The sequence below is a fragment of the Paenibacillus sp. BGI2013 genome, assembly GCF_002843485.1.
GTDB classification, from domain to species: domain Bacteria; phylum Bacillota; class Bacilli; order Paenibacillales; family Paenibacillaceae; genus Paenibacillus; species Paenibacillus amylolyticus.
Map to the genome: position 1 here is coordinate 20,244 of NZ_PJFA01000021.1, position 19,753 is coordinate 39,996.

14 protein-coding genes are annotated in these 19,753 nt (G+C 49.8%); 11 read left to right on the forward strand and 3 right to left on the reverse strand.

Going from position 1 to position 19,753, the window contains the following annotated elements:
- Nucleotides 1-4 precede the first annotated feature (4 nt).
- The 9 genes from CXK86_RS29715 to CXK86_RS29755 all read left to right on the forward strand — a co-directional run bounded on the left by CXK86_RS29715 (nucleotide 5) and on the right by CXK86_RS29755 (nucleotide 12,817).
- Entirely contained in the window at nucleotides 5-1,303 is a 1,299-nt protein-coding gene (locus CXK86_RS29715; protein ID WP_036607334.1) for an ABC transporter substrate-binding protein, read from the forward strand.
- A gap of 434 nt (nucleotides 1,304-1,737) precedes the next feature.
- Complete coding sequence (locus CXK86_RS29720) at nucleotides 1,738-2,304, forward strand: TetR/AcrR family transcriptional regulator (protein WP_036607516.1); 567 nt, start codon at nucleotides 1,738-1,740, stop codon at nucleotides 2,302-2,304.
- Nucleotides 2,305-2,364: 60 nt separating this feature from the next.
- Nucleotides 2,365-4,317 carry an alpha/beta fold hydrolase gene (locus CXK86_RS29725; RefSeq protein WP_083685171.1) on the forward strand — a complete coding sequence of 651 codons (1,953 nt, stop codon included), beginning with the start codon at nucleotides 2,365-2,367 and terminating at the stop codon, nucleotides 4,315-4,317.
- Nucleotides 4,318-4,410: 93 nt separating this feature from the next.
- Nucleotides 4,411-5,358, forward strand: coding sequence for an aminopeptidase (locus CXK86_RS29730; protein WP_076254680.1), 948 nt, complete (start codon nucleotides 4,411-4,413; stop codon nucleotides 5,356-5,358).
- Nucleotides 5,359-6,073: 715 nt separating this feature from the next.
- Nucleotides 6,074-6,493, forward strand: coding sequence for a chemotaxis protein CheW (locus tag CXK86_RS29735; protein WP_169480758.1), 420 nt, complete (start codon nucleotides 6,074-6,076; stop codon nucleotides 6,491-6,493).
- Nucleotides 6,494-6,720: 227 nt separating this feature from the next.
- Nucleotides 6,721-9,924: a DEAD/DEAH box helicase gene (locus tag CXK86_RS29740; RefSeq protein ID WP_076254682.1), complete on the forward strand. Its 3,204-nt coding sequence runs from the start codon at nucleotides 6,721-6,723 to the stop codon at nucleotides 9,922-9,924.
- Nucleotides 9,925-9,970: 46 nt separating this feature from the next.
- Complete coding sequence (locus CXK86_RS29745; protein WP_101315033.1) at nucleotides 9,971-10,783, forward strand: hypothetical protein; 813 nt, start codon at nucleotides 9,971-9,973, stop codon at nucleotides 10,781-10,783.
- Between the two features lie 407 nt (nucleotides 10,784-11,190).
- The gene (locus CXK86_RS29750) at nucleotides 11,191-12,165 is read left to right on the forward strand and encodes a M15 family metallopeptidase (protein WP_076254686.1); all 975 of its coding nucleotides are present in this window, start codon (nucleotides 11,191-11,193) and stop codon (nucleotides 12,163-12,165) included.
- A gap of 250 nt (nucleotides 12,166-12,415) precedes the next feature.
- Nucleotides 12,416-12,817 (forward strand): RidA family protein, encoded by a 402-nt coding sequence (locus CXK86_RS29755; protein ID WP_047840278.1) that lies wholly within the window; start codon nucleotides 12,416-12,418, stop codon nucleotides 12,815-12,817.
- Nucleotides 12,818-13,409: 592 nt separating this feature from the next.
- Here CXK86_RS29755 and CXK86_RS29760 read toward each other — a convergent pair.
- Nucleotides 13,410-14,468: a copper amine oxidase N-terminal domain-containing protein gene (locus tag CXK86_RS29760; protein ID WP_180361901.1), complete on the reverse strand. Its 1,059-nt coding sequence runs from the start codon at nucleotides 14,466-14,468 to the stop codon at nucleotides 13,410-13,412.
- A 261-nt stretch (nucleotides 14,469-14,729) separates the two neighbouring features.
- Between CXK86_RS29760 and CXK86_RS29765 the strand changes: the two genes are divergently transcribed.
- Together CXK86_RS29765 and CXK86_RS29770 are read left to right on the forward strand one after the other, a co-directional pair.
- Nucleotides 14,730-15,206, forward strand: a complete 477-nt coding sequence (locus CXK86_RS29765) for a GNAT family N-acetyltransferase (protein WP_076254689.1) — start codon at nucleotides 14,730-14,732, stop codon at nucleotides 15,204-15,206.
- A gap of 46 nt (nucleotides 15,207-15,252) precedes the next feature.
- The gene (locus tag CXK86_RS29770; RefSeq protein WP_076254691.1) at nucleotides 15,253-16,323 is read left to right on the forward strand and encodes a Gfo/Idh/MocA family protein; all 1,071 of its coding nucleotides are present in this window, start codon (nucleotides 15,253-15,255) and stop codon (nucleotides 16,321-16,323) included.
- Between the two features lie 90 nt (nucleotides 16,324-16,413).
- On the opposite strand, the gene CXK86_RS29775 is transcribed toward CXK86_RS29770, so the two are convergent.
- Nucleotides 16,414-16,782: a hypothetical protein gene (locus CXK86_RS29775; RefSeq protein WP_036613213.1), complete on the reverse strand. Its 369-nt coding sequence runs from the start codon at nucleotides 16,780-16,782 to the stop codon at nucleotides 16,414-16,416.
- A gap of 183 nt (nucleotides 16,783-16,965) precedes the next feature.
- Nucleotides 16,966-19,548, reverse strand: a complete 2,583-nt coding sequence (locus CXK86_RS29780) for a UvrD-helicase domain-containing protein (RefSeq protein ID WP_101315034.1) — start codon at nucleotides 19,546-19,548, stop codon at nucleotides 16,966-16,968.
- Nucleotides 19,549-19,753 lie beyond the last annotated feature (205 nt).

Genomic DNA, 19,753 nt, shown 5'->3' on the forward strand with positions numbered 1-19,753 from the left:
ATGTATGAAAAGAATGACAAAGTTGACGTTGCTTATGTTGATTGCTTTTTCGGTAATGCTCGCGGGTTGTGGCAATGGGGACAAGAGTGGCAGTCCGGTCAACACGGATGCTCAAGGTGGTGGCGAGGCTGCTGCTGGAGATAAAACCATTAAGATCTTCCAATTCAAAGTCGAAATCGCGGAAGCACTCAATCGTCTCAAAGCGGAATATGAATCCTCCCATCCAGGTGTCAAACTGGACATTCAGACTGTAGGTGGCGGCAGTGACTACGGTGCTGCATTAAAAGCCAAGTTTGCCGCTGGCGAACAACCGGACATTTTCAACGTAGGTGGTTATCGTGAATTGGATACATGGCTTGAATATCTGGAAGATCTGTCTGGAGAATCATGGGCCAAGGATGCACTTGAAGTAGCCAAAGAGCCAATGACCAAAGATGGCAAACTCTACGGACAGCCGCTCGCGCTGGAGGGTTATGGTTTCATTTATAACAAAGACCTCTTCCAAAAAGCAGGTATTACCGAAATTCCAACGACACTGGAACAATTGGATCAAGCTGCACAGAAACTTCAAGCCGCAGGCATTACCCCATTCTCTAATGGATATCAAGAGTGGTGGGTGCTGGGCAATCATAACGTAAACGTCGCATTTGCAAATCAGGCAGATCCGGTTAAATTCATCCAAGGACTCAACGAAAGTACGGAGAAGATTCCTGGGAACCAAGTGTTCGCCGACTGGATCAACTTGCTCGACTTAACGCTGAAATACAGCAACAAAAACCCGCTGACAACCGACTACAATACGCAAGTTACGTTGTTTGCGAGTGGAGAAGCGGCGATGATGCAACAAGGAAACTGGACTCAAGTACAGATCGATGGAATCGATCCAGATCTGAATCTGGGTATCCTCCCAATGCCAATTAACAATGAACCCAATGACAAATTATTTGTCGGTGTACCGAACTATTGGGTTGTGAACAAGAACTCTCAAGTGAAACCGGAAGCAAAAGAGTTTTTGGAGTGGCTCGTAACTTCGGATATCGGGAAACAATACATGACAAAAGAATTCAAATTCATTCCGGCGTTCAGTTCCATCACGGCATCCGAAGAGGATCTGGGTGACCTCGCCACAGAGATCATGAAGTATAGCCAGGAAAATAAAACACTCAGCTGGAACTTCAACCGTTTCCCTGAAGGGGTTCCACAAGAGTATGGCAGCACAATTCAGGCTTACGTTGCAGGCAAATCGGATAAAGCCGGATTGCTCGACGCATTGCAACAGAACTGGGATAGTCTGAAAAAATAATCCGGATCATGGACGGTATCCACAGGTTACCAAAAACGGTTCAGAAATTTTTGGATAGAAAAGTTAGTCTATTAGATAAATAAGTCAATTGGAAACAGGTTAGCCAGAAATATTATTCTGGTTGGCCTGTTTTTGTTTTTCCGAGGAGCCAATAACGCTCTCTGAAAAGTTCAAAGTCACCTATATTCCTGAAATGTGGATAACCCGAAAGTAATTTAACGATTTCATGACGTATTTAACACAGAGTTAATACTATATGTGGATATCCTGTGTGTATTACACTCTAAATGTGGACAAGTATGGAGTAATTGGAGTAGGAGGTCCTCTTTTGTTAACAGAAATACTTGTTTTCAACTGATTAGTACTGTATAGTACTAAGTATGACAAATTCAAAAATGAATACGGGACCTGCCAAATCCAAAAGTTCCAATCCGGTGAACCGGACCAAGGCAGTTGAAGTGGCGGCACAATTATTTCTGCGTCAGGGGTACAGCTACGTCAGCATGGATGAGGTCGTGCGAGTGAGTGGGGTATCCAAGTCAAATATTTATTATCATTTTAAAAACAAGGAGGAGCTGCTCCAGGCCGTGGTACAATACTGGATTGCCCAGTATGAGTCGGAGCTGTACCTGCTGCTCAGTCAGCGTGAACGAGGAGTGGAGGAGCGTATTTACTCATTTATGGCATTGCTGTCGGCAGGTATTGAGGGCCGAAATTACGAAGGGAGCTGTCCCTTTGTTACGTTATATATGCAGACACCGGACAGTGCACCCCAAGTGAAGGAAAGCATATCCAGATTCTTTCGTGAGCTTAGACCTATGGTGGAGAAGTTGTTTCAGCAAGGTTTGGATCGCGGTGAATTTCGCAAAGAAATCGAACCGGGACCAGCTGCGTTGTTGTTTATTGCAGCACTGGAAGGTTCACTAATCCTAGCGGGAACTGCCCGTGATGTAGGGATTATAGAACAATCGGCACGTACGTTTTGTCAGATGCTTCGTTAATCGAAGCTCTTTTTTTGAATATAACTAGTACTATACAGTACTAAAAGGAGCCGTAACAGAATGAATGTACATTCAACAAACATGAATCAGGTAATACGCAAGTCTGATATTGCAGCCAAGACCATTTTTATGACAGGAAGCACAGGTTTTATCGGCAAAGAAACGGTCAAACAACTCACGCAGGGAGACGCACAATTGCTCTTGCTGGTTCGTTCGGAACAGCGAGCCAGAACTGTGCTGAAGGCTTATGGAGTGAAGGATTTCAAGCGGATTACCTTTATTACAGGTGATTTATCCATGTCGGGTCTTGGCCTTACCGCAGTAGATCGGGAGCGTGCTCTTGAAGCAAATGTGATCATTCACGCGGGTGGAACGATGGACGTCACTTTGGAACGAAAAGTAGCCGAGCAGATATTCATGAACGGGGCCAGAGAAGTGGCACAGCTAGCACAGGAAATCCACTCTACTCATGGATTGAGACACTTTATCCACGTTGTTGGTTATATGAGTCCTTATGGAGAGCGGAATGAACAGGGGAATTATCTACAGGTTGAGCATGTGGATAACAATGAAAGTGCATATGAAGAGATGAAGTTCCATGCCGATCTGCACATTCGCGAGCATGCTGAACAGCATCACTATCCCTTATCCGTTGTAAATCCGAGTACAGTGGTTGGGCCACGTCCCACAGGTGAAACCGAGCAAACGGGTGGGATTGGGCTGCTCATTCAGGCGATTCAGAAAGGACTTATGCCGGTAGTGCCGGGAGGTTCATCCTATTGGTTACCGCTTGTGGAGAATGACCTTGTTGCACAGACGCTTGTTTTTCTATCCAGTGAAGCCGCTCCAGTCGGAGGAACTTATCCACTGTTGGCTCGGAGGGAAGACAATCCCAATATGAAGGAACTGCTGCAACTCTTGGCGCAGCAATTGGACGTACCCAAGCCGAAAGGGGCTGTGCCACTACCATGGATTCAATGGATCATGAAATCAGGTGGTTCACGCATCAGTGGTGTTCCAACGGAGTCGGTTGCTTTTATTACCAACAGGTCATTCCCGGTTGAAGAGACGGAGGCTCTGTTCACACGTATGGGGCAATCCTGGCCGGACATCCGGGAACAGCTTCCGCTGGTTACAGCCGATCTAGACTATCGTCTTCGGTATACGCCGTTACCTGAGGGTTTTCCGACAGATTATAATCGGTCTCGAAGTGGAAATATGGCTATGCTTGGTTGGGAGGGTGAGGGAGAGCCTTGGATTATTGTACATGGTTTGCTTCAATCTGCGGATGAGATGTTACCTTTAGGAAAACAGCTTAGGGACCGGACCGGGAACCCGGTATGGTTAATCGATCTCGCTGGATTCGGACGGTCTCCGGTGCATCAGGGGGATGAAGCGTTTGAAGGTCAGGTGGATGCACTGCTTACGGCTCTTGGCGAGTTTGAAGGTCCGGTGAAGCTGGTTGGTCATTCGATCGGGGCTGCTATTGCAGCTGCGGCACAGATGCGTAGCGGGCGGACAGACATTCGACTGGGGTTGCTTCAGCCAGTAGCTAACAATTCGAATCCGAATGTGCTGAGATGGATTTCTCGTTTGCCAAGAGGGGTGATGCGCTCCCTGCTGCGTGGCAGATCGGAGAAAAGTTGGAATCAAATGTTCAGTTCACATAGCGGCGTAGGCGACAGCAGTGTTATGGCCGATACCATGGGCAAGAGAATACGCTCCAGTCTCCAGTCCCCTCGCATTGCAGGAGCACATGCAGACTTATTGCGCTGGATCCACTCGGGTCAGAGGAAAGGCGCCAGATCAACGTTGTGGGCGAAAATGGAAAGTCAGCATTATGCCAAGAATGTATTAGTTGTATGGGCCAATCAAGATCAGGAATATCACTATCCCCAGGATATGAACTCACAGGTCAAACGGATAGATGTACCCTATGGACATTACTTTCCGACGTTTCAGTATAAGGAAACAGCTGCAATTCTCGCCGAATGGGCCGATACCTTAAGGTGAGTTCAGGTTTGGACATGCAGGAATCCCGTGCCAATTGTCGAAAGGGTCAAGTCGACTTTTGAGAGCTGAACCAAAGACAGGAGAGATGAATGTATGAGCAAGCAACGTGTGGAAATCAGTAAAAATGTGCTAACCGAATGTCTCGGACTGCGTAGCGGAGAGAATCTGGTAGTTATCGCAGACGATATGAAACGGGATCTGGCTGAATCCATCTATGAGGCAGGCAAAGCACTTGGTGCAGAGTCGGTCCTGTTAATCATGAAGGAACGCAGCAGATCTGGAGAAGAGCCACCTGCGCCGATTGCAGAGGCCATGATTCGAGCAGATGTAGCCGTGTGTGTAACAAAATATTCAGTAACACATACCCAAGCACGCAAAAAAGCCGCTGCTTCAGGGACCCGAGTGGCAACCATGCCTGGCATGACAGAGGATATGTTTATGAACGGAGCCATTACAGCTGAATATTCGCAAGTAAAGGCGTTGACCGAGAAGGTAACGGCTCTATTAACCGCAGGTCGCCATGTGCGAATAGAGAAGCAGGGCCATAGTCTTTCCTTTTCCATTGAAGATCGTAACGGTGTACCAAGCACAGGTATGTATTTGAACCCTGGTGAATCGGGCAACTTGCCGTCAGGAGAAGCTTATATTGCTCCCGTTGAGGGCAAGGGCGAGGGCAGTATTGTTGTAGATGGTTCCGTTGCTGGAATTGGGGCACTCCGTGAACCGATGTTATTGACCGTTAGTGAAGGACGGTTGGTGTCAGCTGAAGGACCTGATGGGGCTCAATTACTGGAAACGCTGGGTGAGGGGGATGGTCGTTTTCTCGGCGAATTCGGGATCGGTACCAATAACAAGGCACGAATCACGGGTGTGGTGCTGGAAGATGAGAAGGTGTACGGCACAATTCATGTGGCCTTTGGCAGCAATAACACATTTGGTGGAACGATTGCCGCAGGTGTTCATATTGATGCAGTTGTACAAAAGCCGGACGTGTACATCGATGACAGGCTGATCATGCGTCAGGGTGAATTGGTCGAATAACTACAGCGAAGGAAATTGGGCATGTCCACAACGTGTCCACAGTAATGGATAACTGAAGCGGAAATTCGGATTTTACGTCAGATTTACAAACAAATACACAACATGTCCACATTAAATTAATGAATATCCACATGAAACGCCAAAGATATCCACAGCATGTGTGCAATATGTGCACAACTTATCCACAAATCAGGTATAACTCGTGTTTTCATGCGATAAAACAGTCGTTTTGGAGTAATTAAACAAGTTATCCACAGGAATAACGCTTTTTTGTTCCAAGTATTTGAAAACATAGAAACAGATCCATAATATATGGGGATAAAAAAGACCAAAAATCGGCATAAAGCTGATCTTTGGTCTTTTTTTGAATATAATTTTTTAATCCGATGTCAGGTTACTTACGCTCAATATTAAAACGACTGATTTCCACCACCCTCCACAGCAGGGCAAATGAGCAGAGCGGAGACAGCAACCGTAATGCAACGTCTGTTGAAGTTGGCAAAATTGATCTGAAGCCTAAACATTTGATCAAAAATAACCGATACACCAAAGTAACATCTAGTGGGACGAAAGTACCTGTGGTGACTTGGTGAATGCGAACCACAAGCAGGTCACTTAGCCAAATAAAGTGCTCTTCATGTGGTTTTGTTTTTATATTTTATAATGATCTGATTATACGGAATGAGAGGATATGGGGATAACTATGGACGAGGGAATGCAATATATTAATTTTTCGGTAGGAGACCAGATCTTTGCACTACGAATTGATGAAGTTCATGAGATCATCAGAATGGTACAGGTAACAACAGTTCCATTTGGAAGCCCGGAGATCCGAGGTTTTGCTTCGCTGTACGGTAAGGTCGTTTCGGTGGTGAGTCTTCGTGTATTGTTAGGCATGCCAGACCAGGAGGATACCACTTCTACACGTATTATTGTGGTGCCTTACAAAGGTGGATTTGTACCGCTTATCGTAGATATGGTCGATTCTGTCGTAAGTTATGATCGTTTCGAGGAACCAGCTGAGGAACACCGCCGTTTCATGCTTGGCGTTTTTGACAAGATCGGGTTCTGTGAAGATCATCGTGCAGGTATTTTGAACCTGGATGTATTGCTGGGCAGCTTGATCAGATCATAGGAGTATAACAATCCGTAATTCTTTCAATATTCAGTATTATCCTTCGGTTTACCCAAATGTTCCTCATCCGCTTTTAGGGTGAAGGGACATTTTTTTGTGCCTCTAGGGCGTTTTGAGACACCCCCTAACCATTGAAATAACCACTTTTTATGGGCAAAGGTTTTTAAATCCGGTCATTTTCGTATATGATGGAGAGTAACAATGCGAAGGGATGACGGGAGACTTTAATGATGCAATCGCTGTATGGAGTATGGCTTGGTGACGTATTTTTTTGTTTTTCCGGTGAAACATCGGAACCACGTGTGGATGCATGGAGCCACGTGGTAAGAAGGTTGAATTTTGGCGACGGGGGTCGTCTGTTTCAGCCTGCCGCTCTGCGTCTTGCGGAGCTGCGCTGGCCGAATCCGCTGAGGAACACGGCTGAAGCGAAGAACACGAAGCGGCGTCAACTGCTGGGACGCACATTGGAAGGATTGGCAGTCTCGCCCAAGGATGCCTTCAGGCTGCTGTTGCAATGGGATGACCGTTTGTTAAATGCAGCCGGAATTCAGGTTGGAGAAGAGATGCGTTACTGGATCAAGGCGGCGCAGTTCACACAGGAGCTGCTGTTGCGGGGAGCAATTGCTCCATCGGCTGAATTCGCAGCAAAGACCGGAGCACGGCGACGGACCGGGCAAGAGACATTAACAGGCGTATGGCGGCCACGTTTGCAGCAGGAGGAGGACATTGAACGCTTCCGCGATCTTGCTGAAGCGATGCCTCCGATTGGATTGGCTGCTCCTGGAGCTTATGCTTCATTGGAACCGGAAACGCGTGAAGAAGCAGGGGCTGCGGTATTATTTTCATTCATGAGTGGCATGATTCATGCTGTGGTGACAAGTGAACTGGAGGGCATGGACAGTGAACTGTCCCGTTACCGCACCCCATATCGACGTGGATCTTCGCCAGTAGCCGAACTCTGGTGGAACAGTCTGATCTCGATGTTCCGTCCTGTGACGGTGCAAGGGCCGACGGACGATATGACAGCGTTTATTCATACGTTGCAAGAAGTTGGTGGAACGTCAATGCCAATTGTGGGAGCAGAAGAGATGGCGCCTGCTGAAGGCCAATTGAAGCTGGTGCTCCGCTTGGAGCCGCCGCTGGGCGAACATGAAACGATCTGGGGGATCAGCTTTTGGGCGGACAGTGAGCAGGAACCAAGCTTGAGGTTGCCTGCACGGACTATCTGGGCACATCCAGAGCGAGATCTGGACCGAGGGAAGGTGTTATATACCTCGGCGGCAGAGCAATTATTGATGGCACTCGGGCAAGCAGCAGAACTGGCACCTGAACTGGAGACAGCGCTGCTTACCGCTCGTCCGGAGGAAATTAAGCTGGAGCAGCAGGGTTTCTTTGAATTTCTCACGCATGCGGTTCCACGTTTGCAGAAGGCCGGGATAACTGTTCTCATGCCTTCAAGGTGGAGTCGTGCCGGGAAACGTCGTGCGGGACTGCGTCTGCAGATGTTGAATCGGGGAACAGAGCGGTTGCCTGGAGCCACATCGGCACTGGGCATGGAACAATTGGTTGCTTTCAAGGCGGAACCTATGCTGGATGGTAAACCGGTCACGGCGGAGGAACTGGCAGCATTGGCTGAATCCACAGTTCCGTATGTCATGTTCCGTGGTGAATGGATTGAAGTGGATACAAAAGAGATTCGTCAAGTTCTGCGTTACATGAAAAAAGAAGAAGAACAATATATGCCTCTCTCCGAATGGCTGCATCTGGCAGCGGATGAAGGGGAGGATTCCGCATGGAAGGGCCTCTCCGTCTTTGGTGCCGAATCTGATGGGATGCTTGCTTTCCTGCTCGATGGACAGGTGCTTCGCAGTATTGAGCCTCGTCAGGTTCCGGCAGAATTGCATGGTGAACTAAGACCTTATCAGGAACGAGGTTACCAATGGTTATCCGCGATGCGTGAGCTGGGCTTTGGCGTATGTCTGGCGGACGATATGGGACTTGGGAAGACGATTCAGGTAATTACCTGTCTGCTGGACCGCAAACACGAGGAACGCCAGGCCGCTGAAGAGGAAGCCCGTGAGAATGAGCTGTTGAATGGATCAGATGATTCATTCCCGGCGGATCAGCACACGAATGAACAGCCTGTTCATCTGCCTGCACTTATTGTGTGTCCTACCTCGCTGCTTGGAAACTGGCAGCGTGAGCTGAAGCGGTTTGCCCCGGATCTGTCGCTATATATTCATCATGGCGGACAACGGCTGCACGGGAACGAATTCCAGGCAGAAGCGCAGACGCATGACATTGTACTGACGACCTATCATCTGGCAGGCAGAGATGGCCCGGATCTGGCTTCGTTGCACTGGTCCACCATTGTGCTGGATGAGGCACAATATATTAAGAACTACCGTACCAAACAAGCGCAAAGCGTAATGCGCCTGTCTACACTTCATCGTATTGCGATGACGGGAACGCCTGTAGAGAACCGGCTGAGCGAACTTTGGTCGATTTTCCAGTTTCTCAATCCGGGGTATCTGGGCACAGCTTCATCGTTCCGCCAGCGGTATACGGGACTGGGGCCATCCGAAGAAAATGCAGCATCCTTGCGTGAGCTTCATCGACTGGTATCTCCATTCATGCTGCGCAGGCTGAAAAGTGATCCGGATATTCGCAAGGATCTGCCAGAGAAGCTTGAACTGAAATCCTATTGTTCTCTGACGCCGGAGCAGACGGTGTTGTACCAGCGTGTGGTGGATGATCTGATGGGTGGTCTGGACGGCAGAAATGGCATTGCCCGGAAGGGGATTGTTCTGTCCTCCCTGACCAAGCTCAAGCAGATCTGTGATCATCCGGTGCTGGCGGACAGCAATCGGAAAGACCACGGCAAGGCTGAGGCATCTGGTAAGATGGAACGTTTGCTTGAGCTGCTGGACGCCATCCGTGATAACGGGGAATCGGCTCTGATCTTCACGCAGTATGTTGCTATGGGAGATCTGCTGGTATCGAGGTTGAAACAGCGATATGAGGAAGAACCTTATTTCCTGCACGGCGGTGTGTCGAAGGCACAAAGAGATGATATGGTGGAGACTTTCCAAAAAGGAGAGGGGCCGTCCATGTTTGTTCTATCTCTTCGTGCCGGAGGTGTGGGTCTGAATCTGACACGAGCGAGTCATGTCGTTCACTATGATCGGTGGTGGAATCCTGCGGTTGAGAATCAGGCGACGGACCGTGTATTCCGAATCGGGCAGAATCGCAACGTGCAGGTGCATAAGTTGATCTGTCAGGGAACACTGGAAGAACGGATTGATGAGCTGATTGAGAGCAAGAAGGCACTCTCCGAGCAGGTCGTTGGTTCGGGTGAGAACTGGCTGACCGAGATGTCGGATGATGAGCTGCGTGGCCTGATTTCTCTTCAGGGTGAGACGTGGCTGTGACCTTGAACATTCAGGGGAATATAGATGTTGAGAAAGGGGGATTATTGTGAGCGAAAAATGGAAGATCGAGCTGCATATGTCCCCCGGTGGATGGACAGCAGAAGTAAATACAGCAGCGGAAGCGGACCAGGAAGTTTCCGTTTCCGCTTCCGCTGTTGAGGGCAAGACCGGATCGGCCGCAGGCATGTTCACGGTCACGGGAACGCCCGCGCGACTGAGCGAAGCCCAGCGCGAGGCTGTACTGGCTCAGCTGCGCAAGCGCCCGCTGACGCTGTACGCCCTGCTGCGCGGCGGCCCGGCGTCCGAGGAGCTCGCCGGGCTGCTGCCGGCTACGCAAGCGCCCGAGGGCTCGCCAGGCGCAGCAACGGCCAGCGCGGCCGTGGCGTGCACCTGCGGCCGCCCGAGCTGCGCGCATGCCGCGGCCGCTGAGCGCGCCGTAGCCGCGCGCCTCGCGGCCGAGCCGCTGCTGCAGCTGGCGCACGCCGGCCTGCCGCGCGAAGCGCTGCTCGCCGGCGTGCTGGGGGCATGGGCGGAGGAACTCGCCCATGATCCCAGCGGCCCCGGCCGCGCAGCGGAAACGGCTGGCCGCCCGCAAGTGCGCGGCGGCGAAGGCGGCGCTGCCGTCGGCGAGTGGATCGCCGAGGCTGCCGCGGACGGCGCCATGCACCAGCCGGGGCCGGGCTTTGGCGCCGTTGAGGTGCGCCTCGCGCAGCCGGGCAAGCCGCCGGCCTTGCCGGAGCTGACGGCGCTGCTGCCGGGCGTGCCAGCCACCGCAGGGCTGGATTTGATCCGCGAGCGTGTAGCCGCGCGGATGTGGCAGGCTGTCCAGAAGAAGACGGACAGCCCAGCAACCAAATGATGCACCCATCAGAGCGGGGGAGATCTCAGATCACCCCTGCTTGTTTTTATTGCAGCATGTTGCATTATTTGATTTAATTCATTTCCCGGTACAAGATGAATTTTGTCTTTATCCAACAATGCTAATGCTCATTAATAAAGTGCATCTCGGTATAATCAATTTTTTGCATATTGGATATATGAAGGTATATTCCCATTTCAATTCTATTGTGTACAGCACAGGGATGTAGCTCTAAAAGTCCAAAAAACGATCATACAGGCTGTACAGCCCGTATATGTTCATTCGGATCTCTTCTAAAGGAGGTCTTTACCGGTGGAGCTTCGCTCCCAATTAAGGTATACTGTCGCAGGGAACATTGCACGCTGAGAACTATATAACATTTATATTATTGCGATAGGAGTTTTTACATGAAATCAACTACAGGAAGACAGCGCCGCATGGTGGTTATGCTGTCCTCATTGATGATATGCGGAGCATTGCTTGCCGCGTGCCAGAACGGTTCAGGCACAGAGGAGAGCCAGAATCCGAATGGAACAGGTAACACACAACAGGAGACGGACGGCACAACGGTTCATTTTACGGAGGATAAAGGAACGGATGGCGACAATGCTGGCGGGGATGACACATCATCTTCTGGCAACAGCGGTGAAGGCACGGATAGCGAGTCTGGGAATGCTTCAGCGGGCGAAGGGCAGGGCTCTTCGGACAATGGTAATGGAGCGACAGGGGAAGATCCATTGCTGGAGAAACGCAGTATCAGCGCACTGCAAACGACGATTGATGCACAATCTGTGGTGACCAATGCCGAGTCTATGACCGTCATTGTGAACAAACAACGGAGTCTGCCTGACGGTTACGAGCCGAACGATCTGGTAGAGCCGAATGTACCGTTCTCCTTCGACGAACCACACGAGAAGCGGCATATGCGCAAGGAAGCTGCGGAGGCACTGGAGAAGTTGTTTGCAGGTGCAAAAGCGGATGGCATTGAGCTTCGTGCGGTGTCCGGTTATCGTTCATATCAGCGTCAGGTATCCATCTATAACAATAATGTCAAAACCAAAGGTCAAGAATACACAGATCGTGTGAGCTCTGTGCCAGGCCGAAGCGAACATCAGACGGGTCTTGCCATCGATGTATCGAGTCCGAGTGTGGGCAATGTGCTGGAAGAGGTATTTGGCACATCGAAGGAAGGCCAGTGGTTGGCTGAACATGCTGCAGAATACGGATATGTCATCCGTTATCTACAAGGTGAAGAAGATACCACAGGTTACGTCTATGAGCCTTGGCATATCCGGTACATCGGTACAGATTTGGCACCGGATGTGGCGAAGAGTGGGTTAACTCTGGAAGAATACTTCGATGAGGCTAATATCAAGTTGTAATTTGGATGTTTCATCCTTAAAGAAAAGATACTAATACTAATTCTCAAAAATCCTAATTCTCATAAATCCCCGAATGAACCGTCCTTGATCTAACCAATGGGCAGTCATTCAGGGGATTTTTTTCTGTGCAAAAATGTTAATGGAGTTAAGATAGAATTAAACTTGATTCCATTGTCTGAGATGATGGGGGACTGATATAATTCATGTTTAATCCGAAGAGACAAATACAACCAAAGCGAGGGACGAGAGAATGAGCAGACAGCAGGTATTTACGGGCTCCCCATGGGAACCATTGGTGGGATATTGCCGTGCCATCCGTGTAGGGAACCGAATTGAAGTGGCGGGTACAACCGCGATGCAAGATGGTGTAGTTGTTGGGGCAGGTGATCCGTATGCACAGACAAGGTTCGTTTTGCAGACGATCGAGAATGCACTGAAAGAACTGGGGGCTGACATGTCGCATGTGGTGAGAACCCGGATGTTTGTGACCGATATCTCCAGATGGGAGGAAGTTGGCAAGGCGCACGGTGAATTTTTTGGACAGATCCAGCCTGTAGCCACCATGGTTGAAGTTAGCGCACTCATTGATCCCTTGTTGATGGTTGAGATTGAAGTGGAAGCGATTGTTGAAGATGAAACCCAAGCCGATTGATTCTGACCGTTATCCAGAAGATATCTAAGGAACACAGGACGTCTTATTTGGCCATCAGGTCCTCTTGCTAAAATGTAAAGAACTTCAGACACGTTATTTCCCAAATTTCTCTGATAAAAATGCTATAAATAGCTATTTATTCAAATTAGCGTGCCTGAGATTCCTTAGCGTTAACTCCGCTTGCTCTTACATTCGGTAAGCAATGCATTTCGTATGCAGTGCACATCGCACGTGTCTGCTCCGGACAAGTTTCAGATACCCTTCGGTTTGAAGCAGTTTGTAGACACACTCTAAAAAACCAGAACCAGAACCAGAACCAGAACAAAACCAAAAACCAAAACCAAAACAAAAAAACAACCTTATCCATGCTTGTCAGAAGACAAGCGGATAAGGCTATTTTGAATTGACTTCGCCGCCTGGCCGCACGGCTGAGCTCTTGATGCGCCAAACTCATTACACCGCGCGCCAGGAGCTACATGCGGATGGCTGGTCATTATGACGCTCCACACTCATGACCCCGCGCTAAGCGATGCACACGGTCGTCTGCAACAACATATAACATGTGTTTCAGTCAGACGTTTTTCTAACCGTATTATTTCGCTTCCAGCTCTGCTGCAGGTGTTTCAACAACCACTTTCCAAGCTGTTCCGATTGGAGGCAGGCTGCGTGTCAACATAGGGCTGTAGAACCCAATGACTTTAGCGCCTTTGGTGAGTTCTTCAGCTTTCACCGTTTCACCTTCGTGGTTCACGATCAGCGTGTCTTTAGCAATGTTCAGCACGACATGGTCAGGAGCTGTTTCTGTTAACCGTGTACCTGTAATCTCAATCTGTGAGATGCTGCCTTCAGCTGATGTTACATTTTCAATTGTACCCGCTGTACCCAGAAGCTCTTTAGGTTGTGCCTCAGATGCTGTAGCCGCATCCAACACAGTGACTGTATAGGTCGGCGTTTGTGGTGGCAAACTGCGGGTGGTGATCAGGGAATGCTCAGCTTCCACGTTCATGCCAATGGCCAGATCAGTCAGTGCAATCTCTTTTCCCTCAACTGAGATGAATTTTGTCTCATCGCTCAGATTGAGCACAATACCATCCGTACCTGCACCGCCAATCTGGATGGACTGATATTTATCTTGGTTCGAGATTCTGGTAATGACACCACGCTCAGTGACCGTCTTCACGTCCTCTTCACTGGAGATAGTCACCTGATTTCCGGTTGTGTTCACTTGTCCATGCAGTGCTTTCTCAGCAAAAGAAACCGGTACATACAATTTGCCGCCTGTGATTTCGGGCGCTGTACCCAGCGTGAGCGACATTTTATTCACGGAATATTGATCCTTGCCTGTGATTACCTGTGTCCAGAGAGCACCGCGAGTCAGCTCTGCAGTTTTAGTTTCTTTATTCCATTCCAGTTCAATACCCAGTGCGTCGGTAAGATCACGCAGCGGGATCATGGCTACTTTGCCATCTTTGTTCCAATAACCATCAGAGATGGCTGCGCCATTCACGGATACGTTTACTACACTCGCTGCGTTACTATCTGCTGAAACGGATGTTTGATGGACTGGTTTTGTGTTGTCCAGTGTTGCTGCATAAGCGGCTCCACCACCCAATGCCATGGATAGGGCCATCAGTGCACTTACTTTTTTCATGTTGTTGTTCATCAATATTCATCCCTTCTAATCTGTGTACTGACGCGGTAAAATCTTCCTTAGGGCCGCGCTTCAAGTTAATAGACGGGACAAATCGTCTAAGTGTTGCAGTTGAAATGCAATGAATGTAAGCGGTAGGTTAGTTTAAATTAGAAATATCGCATGTATTGCAGGTTATCCGCAGCAGGATCAGGTTAATTTCAGGTAAGTGGCCAAACCTTTGTCCTATTTCACATTCAAGTACGAGGAGGAACGGATTAGATGAGTGATATGTTGGTAGCGCTCTATCGTTTACCGGAGCAAGAGAGTGGACTGAGAGCGTTGGAGGAATCCTCCATTGTGATTCGAAGAGCCATTGCCCCAGAGAAACAGCTTGTACTGGATTGGGTGAGGTCACATTTTAGTCAGGCTTGGGTGGATGAATGTGATGTCGCTTTTGCGCGTCAGCCGGTGTCCTGTTATATTGCGGTTGAGCATGGGAAAATGATTGGATTTGCCTGTTACGAAGCGACATGTCGCAACTTCTTCGGACCGACAGGTGTGAGCCAGGATGCACGAGGCAAAGGTATAGGCACAGCCTTGTTACTGGCCTGTATGCATGCGATGAAGGCGGACGGTTACGGGTATGCGATTATCGGATCAGCGGGACCTGTGGATTTCTATGCCCGGACGCTGGGTGCCGTGAAGATTGAAAATTCAACGCCGGGTATTTACGAAGGCATGCTGCGGGCAGACTAGACAATAAGATGTTGTGGAAGCTGTGGAAAAGGAAGGGAGGACGATGATGAGCACAAAACAAATGTTGCACATCGGAATGATCGGTACAGGATCAATATCGGATCTTCATATGAGGTGTTATGCCAAAAACGAGGATGCCGTCATCTATGCCATCTGCGATCTGAACGAAGAACGGGCTAAGGCTGCTGCGCAGAAGTATGATGCCCAATCCGTGTATACCGATTATCGGGAGATGCTGGAGGACCCGCATGTGGATGCCGTCAGTATCTGTACCTGGAATAATACACACGCCGAATTTGCCATTGCTGCACTGGAGGCAGGCAAGCATGTGTTGCTGGAGAAACCGGTCGCAACCAATGTGGAAGATGCGCTCCGGATTGAAGAAGCGGTGAAGAAGAGTGGACGTACGTTTATCGTTGGTTTTGTGCGGCGTTATGATAACAATATGCAGATGATGCGCAGATTCATTGATGCCGGGGAGTTTGGTGAACTGTATTATGCCAAAGCCTCCATTCTGCGGCGTCACGGCAATCCAGGCGGATGGTTTGCTGATAAAAGCCGTTCCGGCGGCGGCCCTCTGATTGATCTCGGCGTACATATTATCGACCAATGTTGGTACCTCATGGGCAGGCCGAAACCTGTTTCGGTCAGTGGTAATACGTATCGGAAGTTGGGCAATCGTTCCCATATCGAACATCTTTCTTTTTACAAAGCAGCCGACTACAGCGCAGCTGTGAATGACGTAGAAGATATGGCAAATGCACTTATTCGGTTTGAAAACGGGGCTTCGCTGGCGGTGGATGTGAGCTTTACCCTGCATGCACGTGGAGATGAATCTTCGGTGAAATTATACGGAGAGCGTGGTGGGTTCGAACTGGAGCCGGAGACACTGATCGTCACGGAGAAAAATAATACCATCCTGAATATTGAACCCCAGACGGACAATACGGGTCTCCATATTCATAGTGCATTCCAGAACCAGATTGACCACTTTGTGGATTGCTGCCTGAACGGTACAGAGCCGATCAGCCCAATTGCGGATGGTGTGGCTTCCACGCGCATGTTGTGCGGAATCTACGAATCCGCTGAGAAAGGGCAGGAGATTCGTCTGGATTGAGTTCGTTTTACATGGCAGTTGTCCTTCGGCATATTAAAAAGCATGCGTCTTCCGCGTGATCTGCGGTTACGCATGCTTTTTGGCATCAGGTCATTTATTCAGTGGTGAATTCTCGTATCCAGGGTCATCATAATCCGTATCCTGCAGCCTTGGAAGCACGTTCATGCTCTCAATCGCCTGCCGGGAGTCCGGCGTGCCATGGTCATACAGAAAGGTGTACAGCAAGGTCATGCCATCCGAAAATTGCTCTGTTGCCTCATCGTGGTCTGCTGATTTGTAGGGTACCGGAGCCCGTTGCAATGTATAGGCATCGTCATCCTCCAGCACCTTCATCAGATCTTTCAATCGGCCCAACTGTTCGTCATCCACCAACACCTCAAAGGGTGTAGATTCGTTCTTTGTTTGCTCAATAAGATTATGTGTTACCGATACATACAGATGTTGTTTGCCGTCCTGCATATTCCAACCCCCATTCTGAAATGGAAAAAAGACGCTTCTACTGTTAATAAACAGCAAAAAGCGCCCTGAAACGAGCTACTATGCTCGTGTGTTATTTACTCATCCACATGTTCAGTCACATATGACCAGCCATGACACGAGTGATGGTTCATCGCTAACTCCTAAGGGACCTCTTCCTTTGAGTTATTTCCCAAATCTCCCCGTTACAGGAACCTGGCGAGTACCGGCCTCCATCGATCCTGAACATAGAGGGCAGGCAGGTGGACCCGATGATGCCTTCTTGGTTGCTTTTGAAGGTACAGCCGGTTTCTGTCTTAGCCACGCTTTGCAGGTGGACGAACTGCATTTCCAGATCGCAACGGTCTCCGTACGCTCAGCATTACCTGAACCTGAAGTGTGCGACTGCGAACTGGAGGAACTCGCAGCTGTCTGACTCACACCCGGAGTGCTGAATGCCTTATGGTTGCGAATTTCACCACTGCCACGCCGTTCACCGAGGCGATCCTCATCACGTTCGTTGTGGACCTCATAGTCACGACGGTCACTGTGGCTGATGGCACGACGCTGTGCCACATCCCGACCTTCGGAACGGGCACCTGAGCCGGACGAGCGGGCATACTGTCCGTTGCCTTTACCATATGAAGCCTGACTGCTCGTCCGGCTCTCCTCACGAGGTTTGCGTTTGTCCGGTACTTCCATGCCGAAGGCTTCAAGCAGGAAACGGGACACATCCGCTGGTTTTCCGTGATGGCTCGCCGGTGAGGTGACATACAAGTACTGCTTGGCCCGTGTGATGGCAACGTAGGCGAGCCTGCGTTCTTCCTCCAGCGCCATGTCCAGTTCGGCATCTGTCTGCTGCACAGCAAGCGCAGCTTTCTGATCCTCAGGAATATCCTGACGCAGTGCGGTACTGTGAGGCACAATGCCTTCACTGGCTCCGATCCAGTACACACAAGGGAACTCCAGTCCTTTGGCCCGGTGAATGGTCATCAGCTGTACCGCGTCACTATCCTGCGCACGACGCAAAGATTCCATCTCACGGTGTCTGCGGGACAGCTCATCCGCGAATTGGATGAACTCTTCTACCGTTTCGAATTTTTTGACAGCAGCTTCGAATTCATCCAGAGTTTCCAGCATCGTTTCCTTATAATGGGTGAAGATGCTGGGATCACCACTTTCCATATACTTGTCGTAGAACTGCCTGCGCATTTCCTGAATGGCGATGATGGGTTTTAGTTTGTGCAGTGATTTGATCAGCTTGATGCGCTCCTTGACCTGTTCCTGCTGGAACGGTTTTAGCTTGTCCCATTTCACCAGATGGATGAGCGGATATTTCTTCGCCTGTTGTTGTTCACAGCGCTGAATCCACTCCAGCCCTGCATCGCGTGATACATAGAGTGGTCCTAGTGCACTGGGGAGAGCATCCATGGCACGTGGATCAAGAGACAGACGCAAATGATCCATCAGGGGTCTGATGAGAGACTGGTCGTAGAACACCGGAGAAGCACCATGCTGTACAAAAGGCACATCTTTCAACACAAGCTGCTCGAATACAGCCCGGCTGCTGCTGGCTGTCCGGTGAAGAATCGCAATATCGCGATAGGTGTGTTGTCCTTCTTCAACCTGCTGGCACAGCTGGTTTACGACCCACGCTGCTTCTTCCTCCGCATTGGAGGGTGTAGCGAAACGGGGGGCATCGCCGCGGTTTCCAGCGGCACGTAGCCGTTTGTCACGTCTGCGTTTATTGCGGGCGACCAGTTCACTTCCGAGTCCCAGAATGCGTGCATCACTACGATAATTGATATCCAGCGTCACAATGCGTGCACCGGGGTATACTTTATCGAATTCCAAAATTGATTCCTGGCGTGCGCCATTAAAGGTATAGATCGTCTGGTCATCGTCTCCCACAACCATCAGATTGCGGTGAGCGGAAGCCAGTTTTTGCACAATTTCATACTGGAGATGGTTGGTATCCTGGAACTCATCCACCATAATGTACTGGAAACGCTTCTGAAGCGGCCCCAGAACAGCAGGATCACGAAGTAGCGCGGCTGCCCGCAGTAAAATATCATCAAAATCCATTTTGCCGCGATCCTGCTTCCAGGCTTCGTAACCAAGCAGAACACGCTTGGCATCGCGTTCTTCCTGCGATTTTTCAGGCAGATCGGTTGTTTCCAATCCTTGCATCTTCCATGCGGACAGCATAGCCAGCAGACTTTCAGGTTGGAAGGCTTCACTCATGCCATTTTGGCGAAGAAGCATCTTCAGCACCGTATGCTGGGCTCGCGACTCGCCAAAGATCTCTTCCTGCACACCGTAATGACGCAATAATGTCAGCGCAAAAGAGTGGAAGGTGCGAGCCTGTACGGCTCTCGCGGCTGCCGGGCGTATGCCTGGCAATGCGGCGATCCGGTCTTTCATCTCGGTGGCGGCTTTGTTCGTGAACGTCACCAGCAGGATACTGCCTGCATGTACGCCGCTGACCTCTATGAGGTAGCCGGCTCTTGCAGCCAGTACAGTTGTTTTGCCACAACCGGCTCCGGCGAGCGTCAGAATCGGTCCTCTGCCGTGACGGACTGCCGAGATTTGTGGTGCGTTTAACTTGATGCCGGCCTCTTCCAGCGAGCGAAAATAAAAGGCATCCTGTTGCTCATTACCCACGAGTTGCCGACTGGTCTCCAGCGGAGCAGACGGGGACTGGGGCAGGGACGCCGCCGGGGTAACCCCGAGCGGACGGGGGTAGAACGTTGAGTTCGGACTTAACATGTTTCATCCACCTCTGTATGCATTCAGGGATAGGACTATCCCGGCTAAAAGTAAACCATTTGCCCTTTTCACAATCGCATTGTAAATTGGTATGATAGAGTTAGTCGCCTAATCAGGCGGTTAAGTATGGTCAAAGCTTCATTATACCCGAACATATGGTCTTGACGAAAGCCCCCGATTTCATCCAGTATCGGTATAAAACGGG

Excerpts from the sequence above, each read along its gene's own strand:
- CXK86_RS29715 (WP_036607334.1), top strand. The coding sequence starts at position 5 with ATGAAAAGAATGACAAAGTTGACGTTGCTTATGTTGATTGCTTTTTCG.
- CXK86_RS29725 (WP_083685171.1), top strand. The coding sequence starts at position 2,365 with ATGAATGTACATTCAACAAACATGAATCAGGTAATACGCAAGTCTGAT.
- CXK86_RS29730 (WP_076254680.1), top strand. The coding sequence starts at position 4,411 with ATGAGCAAGCAACGTGTGGAAATCAGTAAAAATGTGCTAACCGAATGT.
- CXK86_RS29735 (WP_169480758.1), top strand. The coding sequence starts at position 6,074 with ATGCAATATATTAATTTTTCGGTAGGAGACCAGATCTTTGCACTACGA.
- CXK86_RS29740 (WP_076254682.1), top strand. The coding sequence starts at position 6,721 with ATGATGCAATCGCTGTATGGAGTATGGCTTGGTGACGTATTTTTTTGT.
- CXK86_RS29750 (WP_076254686.1), top strand. The coding sequence starts at position 11,191 with ATGAAATCAACTACAGGAAGACAGCGCCGCATGGTGGTTATGCTGTCC.
- CXK86_RS29755 (WP_047840278.1), top strand. The coding sequence starts at position 12,416 with ATGAGCAGACAGCAGGTATTTACGGGCTCCCCATGGGAACCATTGGTG.
- CXK86_RS29760 (WP_180361901.1), bottom strand. The coding sequence starts at position 14,468 with ATGAAAAAAGTAAGTGCACTGATGGCCCTATCCATGGCATTGGGTGGT.
- CXK86_RS29765 (WP_076254689.1), top strand. The coding sequence starts at position 14,730 with ATGAGTGATATGTTGGTAGCGCTCTATCGTTTACCGGAGCAAGAGAGT.
- CXK86_RS29770 (WP_076254691.1), top strand. The coding sequence starts at position 15,253 with ATGAGCACAAAACAAATGTTGCACATCGGAATGATCGGTACAGGATCA.
- CXK86_RS29775 (WP_036613213.1), bottom strand. The coding sequence starts at position 16,782 with ATGCAGGACGGCAAACAACATCTGTATGTATCGGTAACACATAATCTT.
- CXK86_RS29780 (WP_101315034.1), bottom strand. The coding sequence starts at position 19,548 with ATGTTAAGTCCGAACTCAACGTTCTACCCCCGTCCGCTCGGGGTTACC.